Genomic DNA, 20,179 nt, shown 5'->3' on the forward strand with positions numbered 1-20,179 from the left:
ACCGAGGACACTTCCGGGCGACATGCATTAGCCTTGCGGCTGCGGCTCCATGCCGCCTTCGGGCTCGGGACCTTTCTTGCGGCGGCCGCCGGACTTTGGAACGGCCGAGCCACGACTCGTCGGCGTGTCATCGCCAAGGTCGCGCGAGGGCTTCTGCCCGGCGATCAACTGCTTGATCTCCTCACCGGACAGCGTCTCGTATTCGAGCAGGCCTTGCGCCAGCGCGATCCATTCTTTCTTCTTCTTGGTCAGCACCGACTTCGCCGTCGAATAGGCCTCGTCGATCAGGCGGCGCACTTCGCCGTCGATGATCTGCGCGGTCTCTTCCGAGATGTTCTGCGTGCGCGCTACCGAATGGCCGAGGAACACTTCCTCCTGGTTGTCGCCATAGGCGACATGACCGAGCTTGTCGGAGAAGCCCCAGCGCGTGACCATGGCGCGCGCCAGCTTGGTCGCCTGCTCGATGTCGGAGGAAGCGCCCGAAGTGATGTTCTCCTTGCCGAACTTGAACTCCTCGGCGACGCGGCCGCCCATCATGATGGCTAGGCGCGAGACCATGTATTTGTAGCTCATGGAGTAGCGGTCGCCTTCCGGCAGCTGCATGACCATGCCGAGCGCTCGGCCGCGCGGAATGATGGTCGCCTTGTGCAGCGGATCGGCCGACGGCACGTTCAGCGCCAGGATCGCGTGGCCGGCCTCGTGATAGGCGGTCAGCTCCTTCTCGGCCTGGGTCATGGCCGACGAGCGGCGCTCAGCGCCCATCATGATCTTGTCCTTGGCGTCCTCGAACTCGGCCATGGTGACGAGGCGTTTGTTGCGCCGCGCCGCCATCAGCGCGGATTCGTTGACGAGGTTCATCAGGTCGGCGCCGGAGAAGCCGGGCGTACCACGAGCGACGACCTTGAGGTCGACATTCGGCGCCAGCGGCACGTTGCGCACATGCACCTTGAGGATCTTCTCGCGACCGACGATGTCGGGGTTCGGCACCACCACCTGGCGGTCGAAACGGCCCGGACGCAGCAACGCTGGATCGAGCACGTCGGGCCGGTTGGTGGCGGCAATCAGGATGATGCTTTCGTTGGATTCGAAGCCGTCCATCTCGACCAGCAGCTGGTTCAACGTCTGCTCGCGCTCGTCATTGCCGCCGCCGAGGCCGGCACCGCGATGGCGGCCGACGGCGTCGATTTCGTCGATGAAGATGATGCAGGGCGCATTCTTCTTGGCCTGGTCGAACATGTCACGGACGCGGCTGGCGCCGACGCCGACGAACATCTCGACGAAATCCGAACCTGAAATGGTGAAGAACGGCACGTTGGCTTCGCCGGCGACCGAGCGGGCAAGCAGCGTCTTGCCGGTGCCGGGAGGACCGACCAGCAGCACGCCGCGCGGAATCTTGCCGCCGAGGCGCTGGAATTTCTGCGGATCGCGCAGGAACTCGACGATCTCTTCGAGATCTTCCTTGGCTTCGTCGACGCCGGCGACGTCCTGGAAGGTGACGCGGCCATGCGCCTCCGTCAGGAGCTTGGCCTTCGACTTGCCAAAGCCCATGGCGCGCCCAGAGCCGGACTGCATCTGGCGCATGAAGAATATCCACACGCCGAGGATAAGGATCATCGGCAGCCACGAGATCAGGTAGCCGAACAGCGAATTGGAACCGTCGGTCTCGGGCCGCGCATTGATTGTGACGTTCTTGTCCTGCAGCCGCGAGACCAGCTGGGGATCGCCGGGCGAATAGGTCTGGAAGCCGCTGGAATTGTCGGTGTAGGTGCCGGTGATGCGGGCGCCCGCGATGGTCACCGTCTTGACCCGGCCGGCCGCGACATCCTGCAGGAACTGCGAATAAGGCACATCGCTCGAAGCCCCGCGCGTCTGCGGCGTCTGGAACAGATTGAAGAGGGCGATGAGCAGGACCGCTATGATCGCCCAGAGCGCGAGGTTGCGATAGTTCGGATTCATCAATTGTCCCGTTGGCGTCCGCGAGCGGACAGCATCATGAGAGGAAACTTGGGCCTAACATAGGGAGAGCGTCCCCCCTTGCCAAGCAGAACAGCATGTCTGGGTTAAGCTTTCGCGCAGCATCAACGGGCACTGTGGCCATGCAATGGCAAGGCGGGAAGCGGCGCCGCGCCGATCAACCCGGCGACGGCGCGCGCCGGAGCCAGATCGAAGGACGGCAGGAAGCGGGCAAAGGGGGCAACGACCGGCGAGGCCGCAAAGCCTTGTGATGTCGGCCAATCTGGCGCCGGACCAGCCGTCTCGACGGCTTGCAGCGAGGCTGGCTCGGCCGCCAATGCCGCGCGCATCAGGCTTGGCGGGGTTTCGCCCCGGTCAACAGCCAGCCGCTTCGCCGCCGCTGCCCCGAATGGCGCGATCAACAATGCGCCGCTGGCGTCGTTCAATGTGATTTGGCGGCGGCCGTCCCAGATGGTGGCGTCGATGGTCGCGGCGGCCGCCGGCAAGCCACGCATCTCTCGGCGCAGGAAGATGCCGGCACGCCTGAAGTCGACCACCGTCCGCGACAATGTGGCGCAAAGAAATCCGGCCTTCAGCCGGGCAAACAACGCCTCGCTGCGAGCCTGGTCCGGCAGGAAGGCAACGCCGCCTGACGTCGCCAGGAGAATGCGCAGCGCGTAGACGGCCGCCCCGTCGTCGCCGGCGCCGAGCAGGGCCGGGTCGAGCCGGATGAGGCCTGCCTCCGGCTGGCTGGCAAAGCGCTCGACCAGACGGGCGGCCTCGGCGCCAAGCCGCGTGCGGGCGCCGGCCTCCTGTGCGGCCAACGCCAGCGCGTCGTTCATGCGCTGTGCGCCGGCCTCGCCGGCAAGGGTTGCGCGCATGCGCGGTCGCTCGAAGGCTTCATCGGCATTGGTCGGATCCTCGACCCAGCCGACCTGTTGGTGCCGCAGGAAATCGCGCAGCGCATGGCGCCGCATCCCAAGAAGCGGTCGCACGATCCAGTCGCGCCAGTCATGCAAGGTAGCGGGCGCCATGCCGGCAAGGCCCCGTCCCTCGTCGCGGGCCGCATCGTGGCGATCGCGCCGCATCAGCACCGTCTCGGCCTGGTCGTCCGATGTATGTCCGGTCATGATCAGGCCGATGCCCTCCGTCCGGGCTGCGCTGGCCAGAAGCCGGTAGCGCGCCTCGCGCGCCGCCGCCGGCAGGCCGGTCGACGGTTTTTCTGCGGACCAGGCCAGGATGCGGTGGCCGATGCCGCGTTCCGCGCAAAGCTTCGCCACGGCCTGCGCCTCGGCAGCCGAACCCTGCCGCAAGCCGTGGTCGACCGTCGCGGCCAGCAACCTGGCGGACGGTGCGGTTTTGTCGAGATGCTGCTTGAGAAGGAGAAGGAGCGCGGTCGAGTCGCTGCCGCCCGATACGGCCGCAACGGCGCCGTTGGTAAAATCGATATGCGAAAAAAGTCTCGTCGAAAGATCAGGCCCGGTGTCGAGCATCAATGCATGTCGCCAAAATGTGGTCCCGGGTTTGGAACTGCGACATCCCCGGGAAAAATCAGCACGCAGCCAGGGCCTTCTCCTGCTTGACGCGTTCCTTGAGTGTGTTGGAAATATCGGGATAGCGCTTGCCGACCTCGCTGAAGGTGGCGCAGGCGACATCATGCTGCTTGAGGCCGACCAGCGACACGCCGAGCTTCAACAGCATGTCGGGTGCCTTCTTGGCCTTGGGATAGTCCTTGCTGGCGGCGAGGAAGACTTCTGCCGCATCGCGGTATTTCTGCTGGCCAAGCAGCGATTCCCCCAGCCAGTAATGCGCGTCCGCCGTCTTGGCGTCCTTGGGGAAGCGGGAGATATGGTCGCGGAAACCCTGTTCGGCGGTGCTGTAGTCGCCCGACAGGATGAACTGATAGGAGTTGCGATAGAGTTCTTCGGGATTGTTGGTGGCGGGCAACGCCGCGACCACCGTGCCGCCGGACTTGCCGGCCTTGGCAGCGCCGGTGGCTGGTGCCGCGTCCTGTGCCGGCGCGGTTGACTGTGTGTTGCCGCTGGCATCGACCACATTGCCATTCTTGTCGACGGTGATGGAACCAAAGGTCTTTTCGGGCGCCCCCTTGCCGGGGATCATCTTGCCAGGGTCGCCATCGGGGGATTCGACGATGACGTCCTCGACCGTCTTGCCGCCTGTGGATTGATCGCTGCCGGGTGCGGCGCCGGCATCAGCCGGCGCCTGGGTTGCCGGGGCCGAGGCCACGTCGGTATTGGTTCTGGTAGTGGCATCCGATTTCTTCTGCGCCGGCGGTTGTCCGCCTTGCGAGCCGCCTTCCAGCTGCTGGAAGCGGAACTCGTTGTCTTCCTGCTGTTTGCGGATCTGCTCCTGCATCTGCAGGATCTGGAAATTGAGTTCCTCGACCTTGCCGGTCAGCTGGCGCAGTTGGTCCTCGAGCCCGGTCACGCCGGCGCCGCTCGACTGCGCGAGCTGGACTTGATCCTGCTTTTTCTTCTCACCGAAAAGGCTGGGCAACTCCAGTGTCGGCAGATGGAAGGAAAACCCGCTCTCGGTTGATTGCCCGGAACCGCTCGCCAAAGCGGTTACGCCTGATAGGAGCAGCAGCGCAAGCGTGCCGCTCAGAACCGATCTCAAATGCATGTGCCTCTCGCCGTCCAATCGTTAGCTTTTTCGCGCCTTCCAATCGATGTGAGACCAGCCAAGCGCCCTCGGCTCATAGCAGGGCGCGAGACTTCGGCCAAATTTTGTTTCGGGCGTCAGGATATGAAAAAGGCGGCCCGGAGGCCGCCTTTCGCAAAGAGGTGTTGTATTTTTGCCGATCAGGAACCGGCGCCGCTGAGCGTAGTGACGGCGCGGCGGTTCTGCGACCAGCAGGAGATGTCATCGCATACGGCGACCGGACGTTCCTTGCCGTAGGAAATCGTCTTGAGGCGGCTGGCCGAAACACCCTTGGAGACCAGGAAGTCGCGGGTGGCGGCGGCGCGGCGGGCACCGAGCGCCAGATTGTATTCGCGCGTGCCGCGCTCGTCGGCATGGCCTTCGACGACAATGGCATACTGCTTGTACTTGTTGAGCCACTGCGCCTGACGCGAAAGCGTCGTCTGCGCGTCGGCCCGGATCGAAGTCGAGTCCGTATCGAAGAAGATACGATCGCCGATGTTGACGGTGAAGTCCTGCGCCGAACCGGGTGTTGCAGCACCCGCGCCATTGAGGCCAAGGTCAGCGGCGCTGTTCGGCGTCTTCTTCGAGGCGCAACCGGCGACGGCGAGCATCGCCACCAGCGCGATCATGATCGGGTTTCTGGTAAGTGCTGCGATACGGCCCATGCCGCCTCTCCTTCGTATTCGAGTGATCGTATTCGAGTGATTTCGTTGATCACCCAGTAACCACGTTTGGGTTAACCGGCATTCAAGAAACACGGTTAAAATTTGGTTTAAGCTGCCCGTCCGCAGCCGTTTTGTCATAAGCCACAGTTGGCGCGGACCCTAGGCGGAAATGCGGCCAAAACGCGACCAAGGCATGGAAAAGGGGCCGTTTCGGCCCCTTTTCAGCGTGTGTGGCAATTCAGCCGAACCTATTCCAGCAGCGGCGACCAGGCCGGATCCGAAGCAAAATTCGCGGTCGGGATCGGCTGCTCGTTGCGGCCGGTGAGATCGACGGAAACCAGTTTCGGGCCGCCATTGGAGTCGCGGAAGAACATCAGCACGCGGCCGTTCGGCGCCCAGGTCGGTCCTTCCTGCTGGAAGCCAGAGGACAGGATGCGCTCGCCAGAGCCGTCGGTCTTCATGACGCCGATCTGGAATTCGCCGCCGGTCTGCTTGGTGAAGGCGATGAGGTCGCCGCGCGGCGACCACACCGGCGTCGAATAGACGCCGTCGCCAAAGGAGATACGGGTCTGGCCCGAGCCGTCGGCGCCCATGACGTAGATCTGCGCGCGGCCGCCGCGGTCGGAGGTGAACACCACCTTGCTGCCATCAGGCGAATAGGAGGGCGAGGTGTCGATGGCGGTCGAGTTGGTCAGCCGCGTGGTCGAACGGCTGCGCAGGTCCATGGCGAAGATGTTCGAATTGCCGTCGTCGCGCAGCAGGCTCATGATCACCTTCTGGCCGTCGGGCGAGAAGCGCGGCGCAAACGTCATGCCTGGAAAATTGCCGACCAGTTCGCGCTGCCCGGTCTCGATCTGCAGGAGATAGACCCGGGGCTGGCCGCTCTCATAGGACATGTAGGTGATTTCCTGCCGGTTCGGCGAGAAGCGCGGCGTCAGCACGATCGACCGGCCATCCGAAAGGTAGCGGATATTGGCGCCGTCCTGGTCCATGATGGCGAGGCGCTTCTTACGCGCGTTCTTGGCGCCGGATTCGTCGATGAAGACGACGCGCGTATCGAAATAGCCCTTTTCGCCGGTCAGCCGCTCGTAGATGGCATCGGCGATGATGTGGGCGACGCGGCGCTGGTTGGCGTCGTTGGCGAAGAACTGCTCGCCGGCCATCTGCTGGCCGGCGAAGGTGTCCCACAGCCGATACTGTGCGCGGATGCGCCCGTCTGCTTCCTTGCTGACGCTGCCGGTGACCAGCGCCTGCGCGTTGATCACCTTCCAGTCGTCGAAGCGGGGGGTTGCGTCCGGATTGGCGATCTTCTCGATGAAGGCGCTCTTGTCGATCGGCGCGAACAGGCCGGAGCGCTTTAGATCGGCGGTGACGATCTGGGAAATCTGCGCGCCAAGCGCATCGCCGCCCTGGAAATCCGTGATAGCGATCGGCAGCGGCTCGACATTGCCCTTGTTGACGTTGAGCTCGACCAACGCCCATGCAGGCATCGGAACGATGGCCGTCATGCCCAGCGCCATGGCTGCAATCGTCAGGAGCGGCTTGAGGAAAGATCGCATATCTTCTCGCTTCTCTTCTTTGATTGGGTGGATGCCAGGCCTAAAGGCCAAGCATTTCCCTAGGGTCGAATGTGACCCGGATGTCGTTCCAGATGTCCTGCTTGCCGGCGGGAACCTGCAGGCCGGCCATGTCGCATTTCTGAACCGCGCGCACCGCACTCTCATCGAACTGCCTGTTGCCGCTCGATGTTTCAACAGAGGGACGGCCATCGAGCTTGCCGGAGTTGTTCAGATTGAAACGGACGACGACGACGAAATTCTCCGAACCTTCAAGTCCGGCCGGCAAGGTCCAGCAACCGCCCAACTGGCTTTCCAGGGCGCCCTGCTCCGACTTCGACAGCTTCTGGCCCTGATCCTTGGTGCCGCCGAGCGACGCCTGCTGGGTCGAGCGCTTGGCGCCGCCGCCGGACGGCTTCTGCTTGTCGAGCAGGGCCGAAATCTCATTGGCGTTGAACTGCTTGTCGTCGGACTTCGGCTTGGACGAGGCTTCCTTGACCGGCTTGTCGGCATCCTTGCGGTCAGGCGCCTTGGCGCTTTCGGCCTGTGCCTGCTGCGGCTTTGGCCGGGCTTCCGGCGCGGGCGCGGAACTCGGCAACTGGGTCTCTTCGGTGGGCGGATCCTTGGCGATGGCCTCGGCGACGGCATCCGGCTTGACCTCGGGCGTCGGATCGATAGCAGCGGTCTTGTCCTGCGGTGGCGGGGTCGGCGCCGGCTTGGCCGGTGTCGGCTTGGGGTCGGTCTGCTTGACCGGCTCGGGCTTGACCTCTTGCCTGGGCGTCGGCGCTGGCGCCACTTCCGTCGCCGGAATGGGCTTGGGCTTTTCCTGCGGCTTCGGCACGTCCTCGGTCTTCGGGATTTCCTTCGGGGTCGGCGCAGGCGCCGGAGCCGAGGTCGTGTCGACGGGTTTCGGCTTGGCTTCCGGCGTTATCGGCTTGTCGGTATCGACACTGTTTTCGCCCACCTTCTGCGCATTTGGCACGATGTCCGGACGCTGCGTCGGCAACGGCGCCGGCTTTTCATGCATTACGGCCTTCTTGTCGCCCTGCAGCGTCTGCGCAATGGCTTCCATCGGTACGATATCAACAGCGACCGACTCGACGTCAGCCGACGGAAGCGCGGCCGGTGCCGACAGCGTGAACAGGCCGAAGGCCAGCACCGCCGTATGCAGTATCACCGATGTGGTGAGGCCGGTCCTCATCGTGCGTCTATTGATCCTGTTCCTGCAGTGAAACCAGGCCGATGTTCTTGTAGCCGGCGGCCGAGATGCGAGCCATGACCTTCATGGCCGTGCCATAGTCGGTCGACTTGTCGCCACGGATGAAGATGCGCTCTTCATAACCGGTCTTCGAGATCGCCTGCAGTTTGGCCACTAATTCCTCGATCGGAATCTCGGTTTCCTGCAGGAAGATCTTGCCGGTCGCATCGATCGAGACGGTGATCGGCTGGGTGTCGGCATTCATCGCCTTGGCCTGCGTGTCCGGCAGGTCGATCGGCACGCCGACCGTCAGCATCGGTGCCGCGACCATGAAGATGATCAGCAGCACCAACATCACGTCGACCATCGGCGTGACGTTGATCTCCGACATCAGCGCATGGTGACGGCCGCGCCGCCGGTGGCCGCGCCCGCCGCGCCCTCCCATGCCTACGGACATGCCCATCTCGTTACTCCTCAGGCCTTCGGCGCGACTTTTTCATCGATTTGGCGCGAGAGTATGGCGGAGAACTCATCAGAGAACCCCTCCATGCGCACCGCGATCTTGCTCGCATCCGATGACAGCTTGTTATAGGCGATGACCGCCGGAATAGCGGCCAGCAGGCCGATGGCAGTGGCCAGCAGCGCTTCGGCAATGCCGGGCGCGACCACCGCGAGGCTGGTGTTCTTGGAGCCGGCGATGGCCTGGAACGAGGTCATGATGCCGATGACGGTTCCGAACAGGCCAATGAACGGCGCCGCCGAGCCGGTCGTGGCAAGGAAGCCGAGGCGCCCCTCCAGCTTCTCCATCTCACGGGTCAGCGCCAAGTCCATGGCCTTGTCGATGCGGGTCTGCAGGCCGAGCGGCGATTTGGCGCCTTTCTCGAAACTCTTCTTCCATTCGCGCATGGCGGCGACGAAAATGGCCCCCATGCCCGTCGTCTTGCGGTCGGCGAGCGTGCGGTAGAGCTCCTCCAGCGACTGCCCGGACCAGAAAACCTGCTCGAAGCGGTTCAGCGCCAGCCGCATGCGCCCATAGGCGACCAGCTTGTCGATAATGATCGCCCAGGTCCACACCGAGGCGCAGAGCAGCCCGATCATGACCAGCTTGACCACCCAGCTGGCCTGCATGAACAGGGCCCAAATCGACAATTGCGCGCCCGGTTCGGCGAGTGCGATATTTTCCATCGTTACGTCCTTAAGATTTTCCGGGCGAAGCTGGCGGCTGGCCCATGGCATCCCTTGTGGTCGGTTCGCACATAGCTACCGGACACCCCAAACCGTGCCGTTAGCGGCCTTTTCGGGGCAAATATTGGTGAAAGGAAGGCATTGGATAACGCCAATCTTCACCACTCTCTTCATGAACCGTTATGGTTAAGGATGGGTTAGTCCATCAGGCGCGGCGCATTGCCGCGCCCGGGCATCTCAGGCCGGCATCACCAGAATGTCAGCGTGCCCGAGGCATGAAGGCGGCGACCCATTCCCTGGGGAAGCGCCTCGGCCGGCCGTTTTCGCCGATGATCGCGGCCTCGACCCTGGCCTCGACCAGCACCTCGTCGCCGCGCTTGAGCTGCTGCGCCATGAAGATGCGCGCGCCGGAAATGGTCTCGGTACGGGTGTCGACGGTCAGGATATCGTCGATGCGGGCAGGGATACGGAAGTCGATCTCCATGCGGCGCACCACCCACACGATCTTCTCGCCGTGCTTGCCGTCGGCGAGTTCGGTGTGGTGCACCCCGGTGAGTCTGAGATAGTCGGAGCGGCCGCGCTCGAGGAATTCGAGATAGCGCGCATGATAGACGACGCCTGAGAAATCGGTATCGGCATAATAGACCCGCGCCATCAGCCTGTGGCCGAACGTCGTCAACGCGCCCGAAAGCCCAGCCAGCAGCGTCGCAGAGTCACCATGATCGCCCATCGCGCTTCCTTTTCAGTCCCGACAAGGCCTCTTCCCGTGTGACTTGCCGAGCGACATGGCACCGGATGGCACTGTTGACGGCGATGATCAAGCGCAAGGCTACGCCTTATGGCCGCTGCGGAGCAGCCGTAGCACCTTCGGAATCGTCTTTGTCCTCAATGGCGACACGGTCGAGCCGGATGCGTTGGTACGCTATCAAAAGTCTGCCTTGACGCATCTATCAACCGAGATCAACCGACAGGATTTCCGGACGCATTCCGAAACGGATGGGCAAATTGCTGAAGCCAAGCCCGCCCGAGACGATCAGGTTGCGGTCGTCCTCGACGACATGACCATAGGCATAGCGATTGCCGAAACGCGATGGCACGATGGGCGAATAGCCGAACAGCCGCACCTGCCCGCCATGGGTATGTCCCGATAGCGTCAACGACACACGCCCCGGCACTCTTGGAAAAATATCCGGCTCGTGCGCCAGCAGGATGACGGGTGAAGCGTCGCTGATCTTGGCCAGCGTACCATCAAGATCGTCCAGTCCTGTGGGACCGTCGCCCTCGTTTTTCGGCAACAGCGCCAGTTGGTCGGCAAGGCCGGCGATCCAGACGCCATGTCCATCCTTTTCCAGCCGCACGACGTCGTTTTCCAGAACCGGGATGCCCGCTTTCTCCAGAGCCTTGCGCGCGATCGTCGGGCCGACTTCGGCACGCTGCGCGAAGCCGTCGGCCCACCAGTCGTGATTGCCGAGGATCGACAGCACGCCGAGCGGTGCCTTGAGGCCCGACAGGGCGCCAGCCCATTCCGGCGGCTTCACCCTTTGCGACACCAGGCGCATGCCGGCTATGTAGTCGCCGAGCAGCACGATCAGGTCCGGCTGCAGGGCATTCGCCTCTTCGGCGAGCGAAGCGATCCGCTCCGGCGTCATCCACGGCCGGCAGGCGTGGATATCGGCAAGCGCGACGACGCGCAGCTTCAACCCGGCCGGCCAATGCGGTGGCGTCAGCGCATAGCGCTTCACATGAGTCAGCAGCATCGGCTCGATGCCGACGGCGTAGGCGCTGAACGAGGCGACCGACAGGAACGATCCGCCGATGAAGCGCAGGAACCCGCGTCTGGTTATCATTGATTGGCTCCCGCACCTCATTTCGACATGCGCTGACGCCTGTCGCCCAAAAACGATCTGGTTTTGGGAGGACGACATGCATGAGGCAGCGAGCCGATACAATCCAGGAATACGCCGGCAAGCCGGCGAAGATGAGGAGAATTTGCGCAGGCCCGTTCACTGATGCTTGATCGCCGGCCTGGAGGCCGGTCTGCACCGCATTGAAGGTAGTCGAACAGGGTGTTAATAGAATGCTTAAGAGGTGGGCATGCGAATCCGTCAAATTGGGCTTTATAGTCTAGCTCTACTTGGGTTAGCGACTGCGGTAGCTGTTGTCGCACCCACCGAACGCGCTTCCGCAAAGACCTGCAAATGCGAACAGCACCATTCCGAAGCGACCGGTGACGGCAGTTGCTCACGTTCAGAGAGTGCCAGTTATTGCACCATCACCTTCAGCGGCACAGCAGCGTCAAGCAATGGCTTTCTCGAATTTTGGAAAGCTTCCGATTCCGAAAAACAGTTTGATTTCGCTACCCCGGAATCCGCGTTCGACAATCTCGCAGACTATGGGCTGAAGCCTATGGCTCCAGAGGCTCTAACCACCATTGCCGCAAGCTCGATCCCGCCTGAGAAAGTGAAGGACTTCGTCAAACCTTTCGCCGAGCTCTTCGGCAGGGATAGTCCGCAGATCAAGGATTTAGTGGCACAGTTCAACGCCATCGGCTGCGTTGAGGCAAAGGCTGACAACCTCAGTATTCTGATCATCTCATCACGATCGGAGCGAAACGGCACATGCAATTAGGCTAAAGATAGACATGGAACTCGATTTCACACAGGTGATAATGGCGTTCGGGATTCCTGCCCTTGCGCTAATCGTGTTTTATTTTCTTATGCGACAATTTGGTTTCCAGTTTGAGCCCATCAAATCTGTTGGGGGCGTTATCGTCGCAACCCTCTTTATTCTGGTTGTCGGCGTAGTTGTCCTGTTTGCCCTCTACAAGTTCGATGTTCCCGTCCCCCCACAAGTGACGCACAGCGGGCAGCTCGGCAATCTTGTCGATCAGGTTGTCCACGATCCGAACTCCAATGTCGTGATCACGCTTGCTGGAGCCCATACGGACCAGTTGAAAAAGCTGTCGTTCCAAGACACTTCAGCGCCATCTTACATTGCCCTTATCCGGAAAATGTGTGCGGCCAAATCCTGTATCTCGTGCCAATTTAATGAACAGTCCGCTCCCGTCGCAGTTGTCGTCATGAAGACCGGTGCAATTGCCGCGTGCGCTGGAGACAGCAAAAGCTACTGTTGTTCCTAGGCTGGATTGCCACCTGCCGAACTACTCTTCCTGGAACAGGTTGATCTGCTGCTGTGCCAGATCCTTCGGCGCGTCGAGACCGAGATGACGCCAGGCATTGGCGGTCAGCATGCGGCCGCGCGGCGTGCGCTGGATGAAGCCCTGCTGGATCAGATAGGGTTCGATGATGTCCTCGATGGCATCGCGCGGCTCGGACAGGCCCGCCGCGATCGTCTCGATGCCCACCGGCCCGCCGCCGAAATTGCGCGCGATCATGCTGAGATAGCGGCGGTCGAGCGCGTCCAGGCCGAGTGCGTCGACTTCGAGCCGGATCAAGGCCTCGTCGGCGATCAGGCGGTCGACATGGCCGTCGCCGCCGACCGAGGCGAAATCGCGCACGCGCCGCAAAAGCCGTCCGGCGATGCGTGGCGTGCCGCGCGCGCGCCGCGCGATCTCGAGCGCGCCGTCATTGCCGAGCGGCATCTGCAGGATGCGCGCCCCGCGCCGCACGATCTGCTCCAACTCCTCGACCGTGTAGAAATTGAGCCGCACCGGAATGCCGAACCGGTCGCGCAGCGGATTGGTGAGCAGGCCGAGCCGCGTGGTGGCGGCGACCAGGGTGAACCGCGCGAGGTCGATCTTGACCGAGCGCGCCGCCGGTCCCTCGCCGATGATCAGGTCGAGCTGGAAATCCTCCATCGCCGGATAGAGGATCTCCTCCACCGCCGGGTTGAGCCTGTGGATCTCGTCGATGAACAGCACATCGCCTTCTTCGAGATTGGTCAGCAGTGCCGCGAGATCGCCGGCCTTGGCGATGACCGGGCCGGAGGTCGAGCGGAAATTGACGCCGAGTTCGCGCGCCATGATCTGCGCCAGCGTCGTCTTGCCCAGCCCCGGCGGCCCGACGAACAGCACATGGTCGAGCGCTTCCTTGCGGCCCTTGGCGGCCTCGATGAACACTTTGAGATTGGCCCGCACCGCCGCCTGACCGACGAAATCGTCGAGCGTCTGCGGCCGCAAGGTCTGCTCGGCGTCCTCGCCGCGCTTTTCCGGAGCAATGAGACGGGGGGAAAGGGTCATGGGACCTTCCTTGCACAGGGTAGCGCCCCGGACAAGCGATGGCTCACCGCGCCAGTTCCTTCAGTCCGAAGCGGATCAGCTTCGAGGCATCTGCATCCTCACCCGCCGTCTTCAGGGCCGCCGCCACTGCATTTGCGGCGGTGTCGCGGGAATAGCCGAGATTGACCAAGGCCGAGACAGCGTCGGTGATGGGCGCCGGCGCTACGCCTTCACCGAGTTCCTGCTTGAGCCCAATGGTGCCGGAGGCAGAGCCTGCATAGGCCGGCGCCTTGTTCTTCAATTCGGTGACGATGCGCTCGGCCACCTTCTTGCCGACGCCAGGCGCGCGCGACACCATGGCGATGTCGCGCAGTGCAATGGCATTGGCGAGGTCAGCCGGCGCCAGCGTCGACAGGATGGCCAGCGCCACCTTGGCGCCGACACCCGGCACATTGTTCATCAGCAACCGAAACCATTCGCGCTCGAGCTGCGACTGGAAACCATAGAGCCGGATCATGTCCTCGCGCACATAGGTCTCGATGAACAGCACCACCGCTTCGCCGGGCGAAGGCAGCGCGGCAAGCGTGCGGGTCGAACAATAGGCGACATAGCCGACGCCGTGGATATCGACGAGACAATGGTCTTCGTCGACCTCGTCGAGCGCTCCCCTGAGCTTGCCGATCATCCCCAACAGCCTTTCATGATGCCAACGCCGCCAGCCGATAGGCAGCACTCTGCCGGTGATGCGCGTGGCAAATCGCGATGGCCAGCGCGTCGGCGGCGTGTTCGGTGTCGAAGATGGCTTTCGGCAACAGCACCTTCACCATCATGTGGATCTGCTTCTTGTCGCCGTGGCCGACGCCGATCACAGCCTTCTTCACCGCATTGGGCGCATATTCGGCGACGACGAGGCCCGCCCGCGCAGGCACCAGCATGGCGATGCCGCGCGCCTGGCCGAGCTTCAGAGTCGCAACGGCGTCCTTGTTGACGAAGGTCTGTTCGACCGCGGCCTCATGCGGCATGGCCTGATGCAGGATTTCGGCGAGCCCGTCATGCAGTTGGCACAGCCGCGTCGCCAGCGCCGCCTTGTCCTCGGAGCGCACGGTGCCCGAAGCGATAAAACGCAAGGAATTGCCGAGGCTCTCGACGATGCCCCAGCCGGTGCGCCTGAGCCCCGGATCGATACCAATGATGCGAATCGCGTCCCCCATCCGGCCACTCTACCTCCCGTCGGCAGCGATGCCAGCGAAATGTGAACAAACCGGAAACGAGAGCCTTGCCAGGCCGGGAGAATATCTTGAGATCGCTTAATTGCGGGCGAACGCCGTGTTGAGCAGACTGATCTGGTCCGAGACCGGATTGGGTCGGCGAGCGACCGGCTGCATGTCGACCACCGCGCCGGCGCCATAGATCTCTTCGTCCATGCGGCGCACCAATGCCTGCAGGCGCAACGACCGGTTGACGAGGTCGAGGAAATCGGTCGGCAGTTCGGCCCAGCCGGCCGCCTCGTCATGAGCGGAAGCGGTGTCGAGGCGTACCTTGGACTTTTCCGAAGCGACCTGGTCGCGGGTCATCTCGCCGGAATTCGCCGCGCGCTGCAAAAGCAGCCACGAGGCGACCTGCATCAGCCTGGTGGTCAGCCGCATCGATTCGGCCGCGTAGAGCGTGGCCGCCAGCCGCGACAATTTCTTGGCCTCGGCCCGGCCCTTGCCGTCGAGATACTCCGCCGCTTGTTCGACCAGTCCCATGCCTTCCTGGTAAAGCGGTTTGAAGGAATGCGAAAAAACCCGACGCTCCGCCAACTTGACGGTTTTCGCAATGCCCTTCGACGGCTCGTTCATTGATAACGCCCCTGCACTCGCAACCGGCCGATTCGGCTCTCTGCCGATACACCCGGGACTCTATATAACTGAAGCTTGAAAATGCGCTTCGTCCGGGGTGAAGGCAAGCACATGTTTAACAGAAGGTTAACGGCGATCGGCTGCGCGGGATACCGCCTGAATGCAGACAAAAAAAGAGCCGCGGATAAGGCGGCTCTCAGGAGTTTAACAGGGAGGCGTCAAACAAAGTGGCTCCAACCACTCGGTAAGAATCCAGATCACTGGATGGACATAGTAAACGCCTGTAAAGCTTAATGAACCCTTAACATTCCTGATATTTTTTGACCCAAGACCGTGCTTCTGTGCCGTAACAGCACAGAAGCACGGGCCAGGTTTCGGCCTTCACTCAGGCCTTTTTCCACACCACCGGCAAGGCAATGAAGGCGAACAGCAACATGCCTGCGTAGAAGCCGATCGACGATATCCCCAGCAACGGCTCGATCCCCGGATTTCCGGCAAGCAATATATAAAGGCCGATCATGAGCCCGATGCCGCTGATTGCCGTCAGCCAGAAATGGACGAGGGCCAGCGTCTTTTGCCCGGCAGCCGGAAACAGGTGGTAAAAGAACGCGAAGACCGCCGACATCAGCCAGCCAGCCACCATCGTGTGGGCGTGGGTCGGCATCTGGCCGTGGTCTTCGCTGATGGCCATGTGGATGCCGAGCGCCATGCCGCACAGCGCGTAGATGATCGCCAGCGTGAAGAAATTCCGTGCTACCCCTTGCATATTAGTCCCCCGAATTGCCTTTTCCCAAGCTGGGAATGAGTTGATCGTCAGGCGAGCGCTGTCGCCGCCGGACTTCCGGCGTCGGCACTAGCATCGGCATTGTTTCCGGACGATGTCGCGTCCCCCCGACACTGCCGACATAGCAGAAAACCGGGCGGTGCGTTCATCATATTAGTTGCTCCTTTCGTTATCCGGCAGTCTGAAACAAAGCCGGTCTCTCCACGACATCGTTCCGAAACAGCCGCGGGGCTAAACGCTGCGGCGGCGAAGCGGCGGACCGGCAATGGCCGCCCTCGCCAGCAACCATTTGGGCATCGGGGAGAAAGCCATGGATTGGTATTCCATCGTCAAATTGCTGCACATCCTTTCGGCGACGCTTTGGGTCGGCGGCGGCTTCACGCTGATGGTGCTGGCGACGCTGGCGGATCGTGCCGGCAACATCCAGGGAACGTTGCAGGCGATGCGCGCCACCGGCGAGCTGGGCAACCGCTTCTTCGCGCCGATGTCGATGCTGACATTGGCGTTCGGATTGATCATGTCCTCATTCTGGGTCGGCTTCTCCGATCTGTGGATCCTGATCGGCCTTGCCGGCTACGCCACGACTTTCTGCATCGGCATGTTCGTTTTCAAGCCGACCGCCGACCGCATGGCCGCAATGATCGCCCGGGACGGCGTGACGCCAGCGGCACTCGCCTATGGCCAGCGCATCCTGCGGGCGGCGCGCTTCGATTATGCGGTCATGCTCGTCATCATCACCGACATGGTTCTGAAGCCGACCCTGCACGATGTCGTCATTCTCGCCGGCATGGTGGTGGTTCTTGCCGCCGGTGCCGCAATGGCGCTTAGCCGGCCAAGACGCATGGTACCCAGCGCCGCCTGATGCGGGCCGGAAGCGCTACATGATACCAGCGATCCCGTCCCACAGAAGCTTCACCGCCACGACCGTCACGGTCGCATAAGTGAAGGGATAAAAAACCTCCGGCCGCATTCGCCGCACCAGCCATGCACCGGCAATGGTCGACAGCGGCGCCAGCGGCGTCAGCACCGCCGATGCCGTCAGATTGGCTGTGTCGAACTGGCCGAGCGCGAAATAGGGGATGAGCTTCAGCGCGTTGGTGGCGGCAAAGAAGATCGCTGCCGTGCCCGACAGCACCTTGGGGTCGAGCCGGATCGGCAAGGCATAGACCTGGAAGGGCGGGCCGCCGACATGGGCGACGAAGCTGGTGAAGCCGGCGACCGTGCCCCATATGGCCGCGGCCACGCGATTGGGTGCGGCCGCATGGTCGGAACCATGACGAAGCTGCAGGTAAAGCCAGCGCAGCACGAAGATGATCGCAACGGCGCCGACGATGAGCCGCACCGCTTCCTCGGTGACCAGTGCCGCCGTCAGCCAGCCAAGCCCGATGCCGATGATGGCGCCCGGCATCATGTCGACCAACATCTTTCTGTTATAGACACCCCACCATGTCCACACCGAAACGATATCCATCAGGCACAGGATAGGCAGCAGAATGGCGGCCGCCTGCACCGGCGGCATGGTCAGCGCCATCAGCGGCACGCCGACAAAGCCGACGGCGCCGCCAAAGCCGCCCTTGGACAGGCCGACCAGAATGACCGCCGGGACGGCGGCCGCGTAGAACCACGGATCGAGAAGCAGGCCTGACATGGAGGGGGACTGGTCTGGAGGGAAAGCGGATCAACGCCTGAATAACCCAGAATCGCGTGCCCGGCGACCGCAAATATGGCCTGGCCGTGACGGGCCTGACCGACGGGGTTTGAACACCTATCGGCGCGCCGAAACCAGCAGGAACATTGGCCGCTCGAGTTCTTCCGCAAGATCCGGCATGGCCGCGATCTGAGCGTCCGTCGGACGGAATTCCTCGACATGCTCGATTGTGAAACCCGTGCGGATCAGCGTGTTGAGCGTGGTGCCGATGGTACGGTGGTGTTTCACCACGCCCTTGGCCAGCCAGTCGGTCATGCGCGGCCCTTCCGCCAGATACCGGTCGACAGGCCAGGTCTTTTTCCCTTCGTTATCGATCGACCAGCCCGGATTGGTCGGCGCCATGTAGATCGGATGCTCCGTCGAGAACACGAAATGGCCGCCGGGCGACAGAGCTTGATGTACGGTGCCGAACAGGCGCTCAACATCCTCAACATAGTGCAAGGCGAGCGAGCTGTAGGCGAGATCGAAGCCGCCTTGCGGCAGGCTGAGCTGGTCGAGGTCGGCTCTCTCATAGGTGATGCCGGTGTCCGGGCCGGCGGCCCTCGCCCGGGCCAGCATCTTCTCCGACAGGTCCAGCCCAAGAACGTCACGCGCGCCCTGCCCATGCGCCCAGCGGCAGAACCAGCCGAAGCCGCAGCCGAGGTCGACGATCCTTAGGCTTGCGACATCAGGCAGCATCGCGCGAAGCGCCGGCCATTCGGCAGCGCCGTCCAGGCCTTCGACCGAGCGGCCAAGCTGGCTGTAGCCCGCGAAGAAATTCGGTTGATCGTAAATGTTCTGCGCCATGTTTTTCTCGCTCTTCAGACCGTCATCTGGCGGAAGACTGACAATTGGTGGACTGGCCGCGCCCTTCCACCATGGGGATGCGGTGTCAAGCCTATAAGGCTGACGGCAACCCCAGTGGCGGCGGTCGCCGCCGGATCGGCTGTGCCTTGATGATGGCGGTGCTGGTCTCGGCCTTGTCGGCGATCCGGTCGAGAATGCCGTCGAGGTCGCCGATCGAGCGCACGAACAGCCGGGCGATGAAACAGTCATCGCCGGTCACCTTGTCGCATTCGCCGAACTCGGCAATGTCCTCGATCAGCTTCTGGACAATGTGCAGCTTGCCCGGCAAAGGCTTGATCCGCACGATCGCCTGCAGCGTATAGCCGAGCGCCAGCGGATCGATCTCGACGGTGAACGCCCGGATGACGCCTCGTTCCTCGAGCCGCCGCAGCCGTTCCGAGACACTCGGCGACGACAGCCCGACCTGGGCCGCCAAATCCTTCAGCGAGGTCCGCGCATCCCTGACCAGGATTTCCAGCAGATTTCGGTCGAGATCGTCCAGCATTTATTTTTCTCAGATTCCGAGGTAACCGCCTAATATAATTAGGTATATAGTCTATACCCCCTTTTCAAAGAGATGGAAAGCTCTCACATCGCATGAGATTATGCCGCCTCAACGGGTTCAGAGGCTCATCATGAACGATACTGTACGTGGCACGGTCGAGATGTCGGCCGCAATGGCGATTCTGGGAACGATCGGATGGTTCGTCATCATGTCCGGCCGGCCGATCATGGATGTGGTGTTCTGGCGCTGCGCGTTCGGCGCGCTGACGCTGCTCATCATCTGCGCTTCGCTTGGATTGTTGCGCAACAGGCTGTCGTTGCGCGTCATCGGTCTCGCAGCACTTGGGGGTGCGGCGATCGTCATCAACTGGCTGCTGCTGTTCAGCGCATTCTCGCGCGCCTCCATCTCGATCGCAACCGCGGTCTACAACACGCAACCCTTCATGCTCGTCGGCTTCGGAGCTCTCTTGTTCGCCGAGCGGCTGACACTGACCAAGCTGACCTGGCTGGCAATCGCCTTCGCCGGCATGGTGCTGATCGTCGGGGCCGCCCCCGACGCCGGCGATGTCGGCACGAACTATTTCGCCGGCATCCTGATGGCCCTGGCCGCAGCCTTTTTCTGGGCCGTCGCGGCCATCGTCACCAAGAAGCTCAAGGGCACGCCGCCGCATCTGATCGCACTCATCCAGGTCTGCGTCGGCGTCGTCATGCTGGCGCCATTCGCCAATCTCACGCATCTTCCCGCCGATCCATGGAGCTGGGCCATGCTGGCAACGCTCGGCATCGTCCACACCGGCCTGATGTACATCCTGATGTACGGCGCCATCCAGAAGCTGCCGACGCATCTGCAGGGGTCGCTGTCCTTCATCTATCCGGTCGTTGCCATCCTGGTCGATGTCACCGCTTTCGGCCATCGGCTGCATCTCAGCCAGGTCGTCGGCGCCGCCGCCATCCTGATCGCTGCCGCCGGCATGAACCTCGGCTGGACATTGTGGAAATCGAGACCGTCCGCCACGAGCCCCGAGCCGATCAAGTAAGGCGTCGCGCCGGTCAAAAATCCCGATCCTGGCTGCCCGCCTGTTCAAAGCGGGCAGTTTGCTCTATGCCGCAATCCAACCA

Annotated in this window: 22 protein-coding genes; 4 read left to right on the plus strand and 18 right to left on the minus strand. The window is 62.6% G+C overall.

Features of this window, described 5'->3' with window-relative positions:
- Positions 1-27: 27 nt before the first annotated feature.
- From ftsH to C7I87_RS28865, 10 genes are all read right to left on the minus strand, one after another.
- On the minus strand, positions 28-1,956 hold the full coding sequence (ftsH, locus tag C7I87_RS28820) for an ATP-dependent zinc metalloprotease FtsH (RefSeq protein WP_149907417.1): 1,929 nt from the start codon (positions 1,954-1,956) through the stop codon (positions 28-30).
- Positions 1,957-2,078: 122 nt separating this feature from the next.
- A complete protein-coding gene (gene tilS / locus C7I87_RS28825) occupies positions 2,079-3,446 on the minus strand; it encodes a tRNA lysidine(34) synthetase TilS (protein ID WP_149907447.1) in 1,368 nt (455 codons plus the stop codon).
- 58 nt (positions 3,447-3,504) lie between these two features.
- Positions 3,505-4,596: a tol-pal system protein YbgF gene (gene ybgF / locus C7I87_RS28830; RefSeq protein WP_149907418.1), complete on the minus strand. Its 1,092-nt coding sequence runs from the start codon at positions 4,594-4,596 to the stop codon at positions 3,505-3,507.
- 179 nt (positions 4,597-4,775) lie between these two features.
- Positions 4,776-5,282, minus strand: a complete 507-nt coding sequence (pal, locus tag C7I87_RS28835) for a peptidoglycan-associated lipoprotein Pal (protein WP_149907419.1) — start codon at positions 5,280-5,282, stop codon at positions 4,776-4,778.
- Between the two features lie 248 nt (positions 5,283-5,530).
- On the minus strand, positions 5,531-6,841 hold the full coding sequence (tolB, locus tag C7I87_RS28840; protein WP_149907420.1) for a Tol-Pal system beta propeller repeat protein TolB: 1,311 nt from the start codon (positions 6,839-6,841) through the stop codon (positions 5,531-5,533).
- 40 nt (positions 6,842-6,881) lie between these two features.
- Positions 6,882-8,039: a TonB family protein gene (locus tag C7I87_RS28845; protein ID WP_149907421.1), complete on the minus strand. Its 1,158-nt coding sequence runs from the start codon at positions 8,037-8,039 to the stop codon at positions 6,882-6,884.
- 7 nt (positions 8,040-8,046) lie between these two features.
- A complete protein-coding gene (gene tolR / locus C7I87_RS28850) occupies positions 8,047-8,499 on the minus strand; it encodes a protein TolR (RefSeq protein ID WP_027141797.1) in 453 nt (150 codons plus the stop codon).
- A gap of 11 nt (positions 8,500-8,510) precedes the next feature.
- Entirely contained in the window at positions 8,511-9,221 is a 711-nt protein-coding gene (gene tolQ, locus C7I87_RS28855; RefSeq protein WP_149907422.1) for a protein TolQ, read from the minus strand.
- Between the two features lie 259 nt (positions 9,222-9,480).
- A complete protein-coding gene (ybgC, locus tag C7I87_RS28860; RefSeq protein WP_149907423.1) occupies positions 9,481-9,951 on the minus strand; it encodes a tol-pal system-associated acyl-CoA thioesterase in 471 nt (156 codons plus the stop codon).
- Between the two features lie 220 nt (positions 9,952-10,171).
- Entirely contained in the window at positions 10,172-11,068 is an 897-nt protein-coding gene (locus C7I87_RS28865; protein WP_149907424.1) for a metallophosphoesterase, read from the minus strand.
- A gap of 247 nt (positions 11,069-11,315) precedes the next feature.
- Between C7I87_RS28865 and C7I87_RS28870 the strand changes: the two genes are divergently transcribed.
- Both C7I87_RS28870 and C7I87_RS28875 read left to right on the plus strand, forming a co-directional pair.
- Entirely contained in the window at positions 11,316-11,849 is a 534-nt protein-coding gene (locus tag C7I87_RS28870; protein WP_149907425.1) for a hypothetical protein, read from the plus strand.
- 13 nt (positions 11,850-11,862) lie between these two features.
- Positions 11,863-12,360, plus strand: a complete 498-nt coding sequence (locus C7I87_RS28875; RefSeq protein WP_149907426.1) for a hypothetical protein — start codon at positions 11,863-11,865, stop codon at positions 12,358-12,360.
- A 21-nt stretch (positions 12,361-12,381) separates the two neighbouring features.
- Here C7I87_RS28875 and ruvB read toward each other — a convergent pair whose 3' ends face one another.
- The 5 genes from ruvB to C7I87_RS28900 form a co-directional block, all read right to left on the minus strand.
- Positions 12,382-13,419, minus strand: coding sequence for a Holliday junction branch migration DNA helicase RuvB (gene ruvB / locus C7I87_RS28880; RefSeq protein WP_149907427.1), 1,038 nt, complete (start codon positions 13,417-13,419; stop codon positions 12,382-12,384).
- Between the two features lie 43 nt (positions 13,420-13,462).
- Positions 13,463-14,083: a Holliday junction branch migration protein RuvA gene (gene ruvA, locus C7I87_RS28885; protein WP_149907428.1), complete on the minus strand. Its 621-nt coding sequence runs from the start codon at positions 14,081-14,083 to the stop codon at positions 13,463-13,465.
- Positions 14,084-14,096: 13 nt separating this feature from the next.
- On the minus strand, positions 14,097-14,609 hold the full coding sequence (ruvC, locus tag C7I87_RS28890; protein ID WP_149907429.1) for a crossover junction endodeoxyribonuclease RuvC: 513 nt from the start codon (positions 14,607-14,609) through the stop codon (positions 14,097-14,099).
- Between the two features lie 96 nt (positions 14,610-14,705).
- Positions 14,706-15,239 carry a protease adaptor protein RcdA gene (locus tag C7I87_RS28895; protein WP_015315258.1) on the minus strand — a complete coding sequence of 178 codons (534 nt, stop codon included), beginning with the start codon at positions 15,237-15,239 and terminating at the stop codon, positions 14,706-14,708.
- A gap of 385 nt (positions 15,240-15,624) precedes the next feature.
- Positions 15,625-16,005 (minus strand): hypothetical protein, encoded by a 381-nt coding sequence (locus tag C7I87_RS28900; RefSeq protein ID WP_023771684.1) that lies wholly within the window; start codon positions 16,003-16,005, stop codon positions 15,625-15,627.
- A 328-nt stretch (positions 16,006-16,333) separates the two neighbouring features.
- Here C7I87_RS28900 and C7I87_RS28905 point away from each other — a divergent pair, with 328 nt between their 5' ends.
- Complete coding sequence (locus C7I87_RS28905) at positions 16,334-16,885, plus strand: DUF2269 family protein (protein WP_149907430.1); 552 nt, start codon at positions 16,334-16,336, stop codon at positions 16,883-16,885.
- 15 nt (positions 16,886-16,900) lie between these two features.
- Here the strand turns inward: C7I87_RS28905 and C7I87_RS28910 are convergent, their stop codons facing one another.
- The 3 genes from C7I87_RS28910 to C7I87_RS28920 all read right to left on the minus strand — a co-directional run bounded on the left by C7I87_RS28910 (position 16,901) and on the right by C7I87_RS28920 (position 19,061).
- The gene (locus C7I87_RS28910; protein ID WP_149907431.1) at positions 16,901-17,671 is read right to left on the minus strand and encodes a sulfite exporter TauE/SafE family protein; all 771 of its coding nucleotides are present in this window, start codon (positions 17,669-17,671) and stop codon (positions 16,901-16,903) included.
- A 117-nt stretch (positions 17,672-17,788) separates the two neighbouring features.
- Complete coding sequence (locus tag C7I87_RS28915; RefSeq protein ID WP_149907432.1) at positions 17,789-18,517, minus strand: class I SAM-dependent methyltransferase; 729 nt, start codon at positions 18,515-18,517, stop codon at positions 17,789-17,791.
- Positions 18,518-18,608: 91 nt separating this feature from the next.
- Positions 18,609-19,061 (minus strand): Lrp/AsnC family transcriptional regulator, encoded by a 453-nt coding sequence (locus C7I87_RS28920; RefSeq protein ID WP_149907433.1) that lies wholly within the window; start codon positions 19,059-19,061, stop codon positions 18,609-18,611.
- Between the two features lie 130 nt (positions 19,062-19,191).
- Here C7I87_RS28920 and C7I87_RS28925 point away from each other — a divergent pair, with 130 nt between their 5' ends.
- A complete protein-coding gene (locus tag C7I87_RS28925) occupies positions 19,192-20,097 on the plus strand; it encodes a DMT family transporter (protein ID WP_149907434.1) in 906 nt (301 codons plus the stop codon).
- Positions 20,098-20,179: the final 82 nt, after the last annotated feature.

It is taken from the genome of Mesorhizobium sp. SARCC-RB16n (genome assembly GCF_008520305.1).
In the GTDB taxonomy this organism is placed as follows: domain Bacteria; phylum Pseudomonadota; class Alphaproteobacteria; order Rhizobiales; family Rhizobiaceae; genus Mesorhizobium.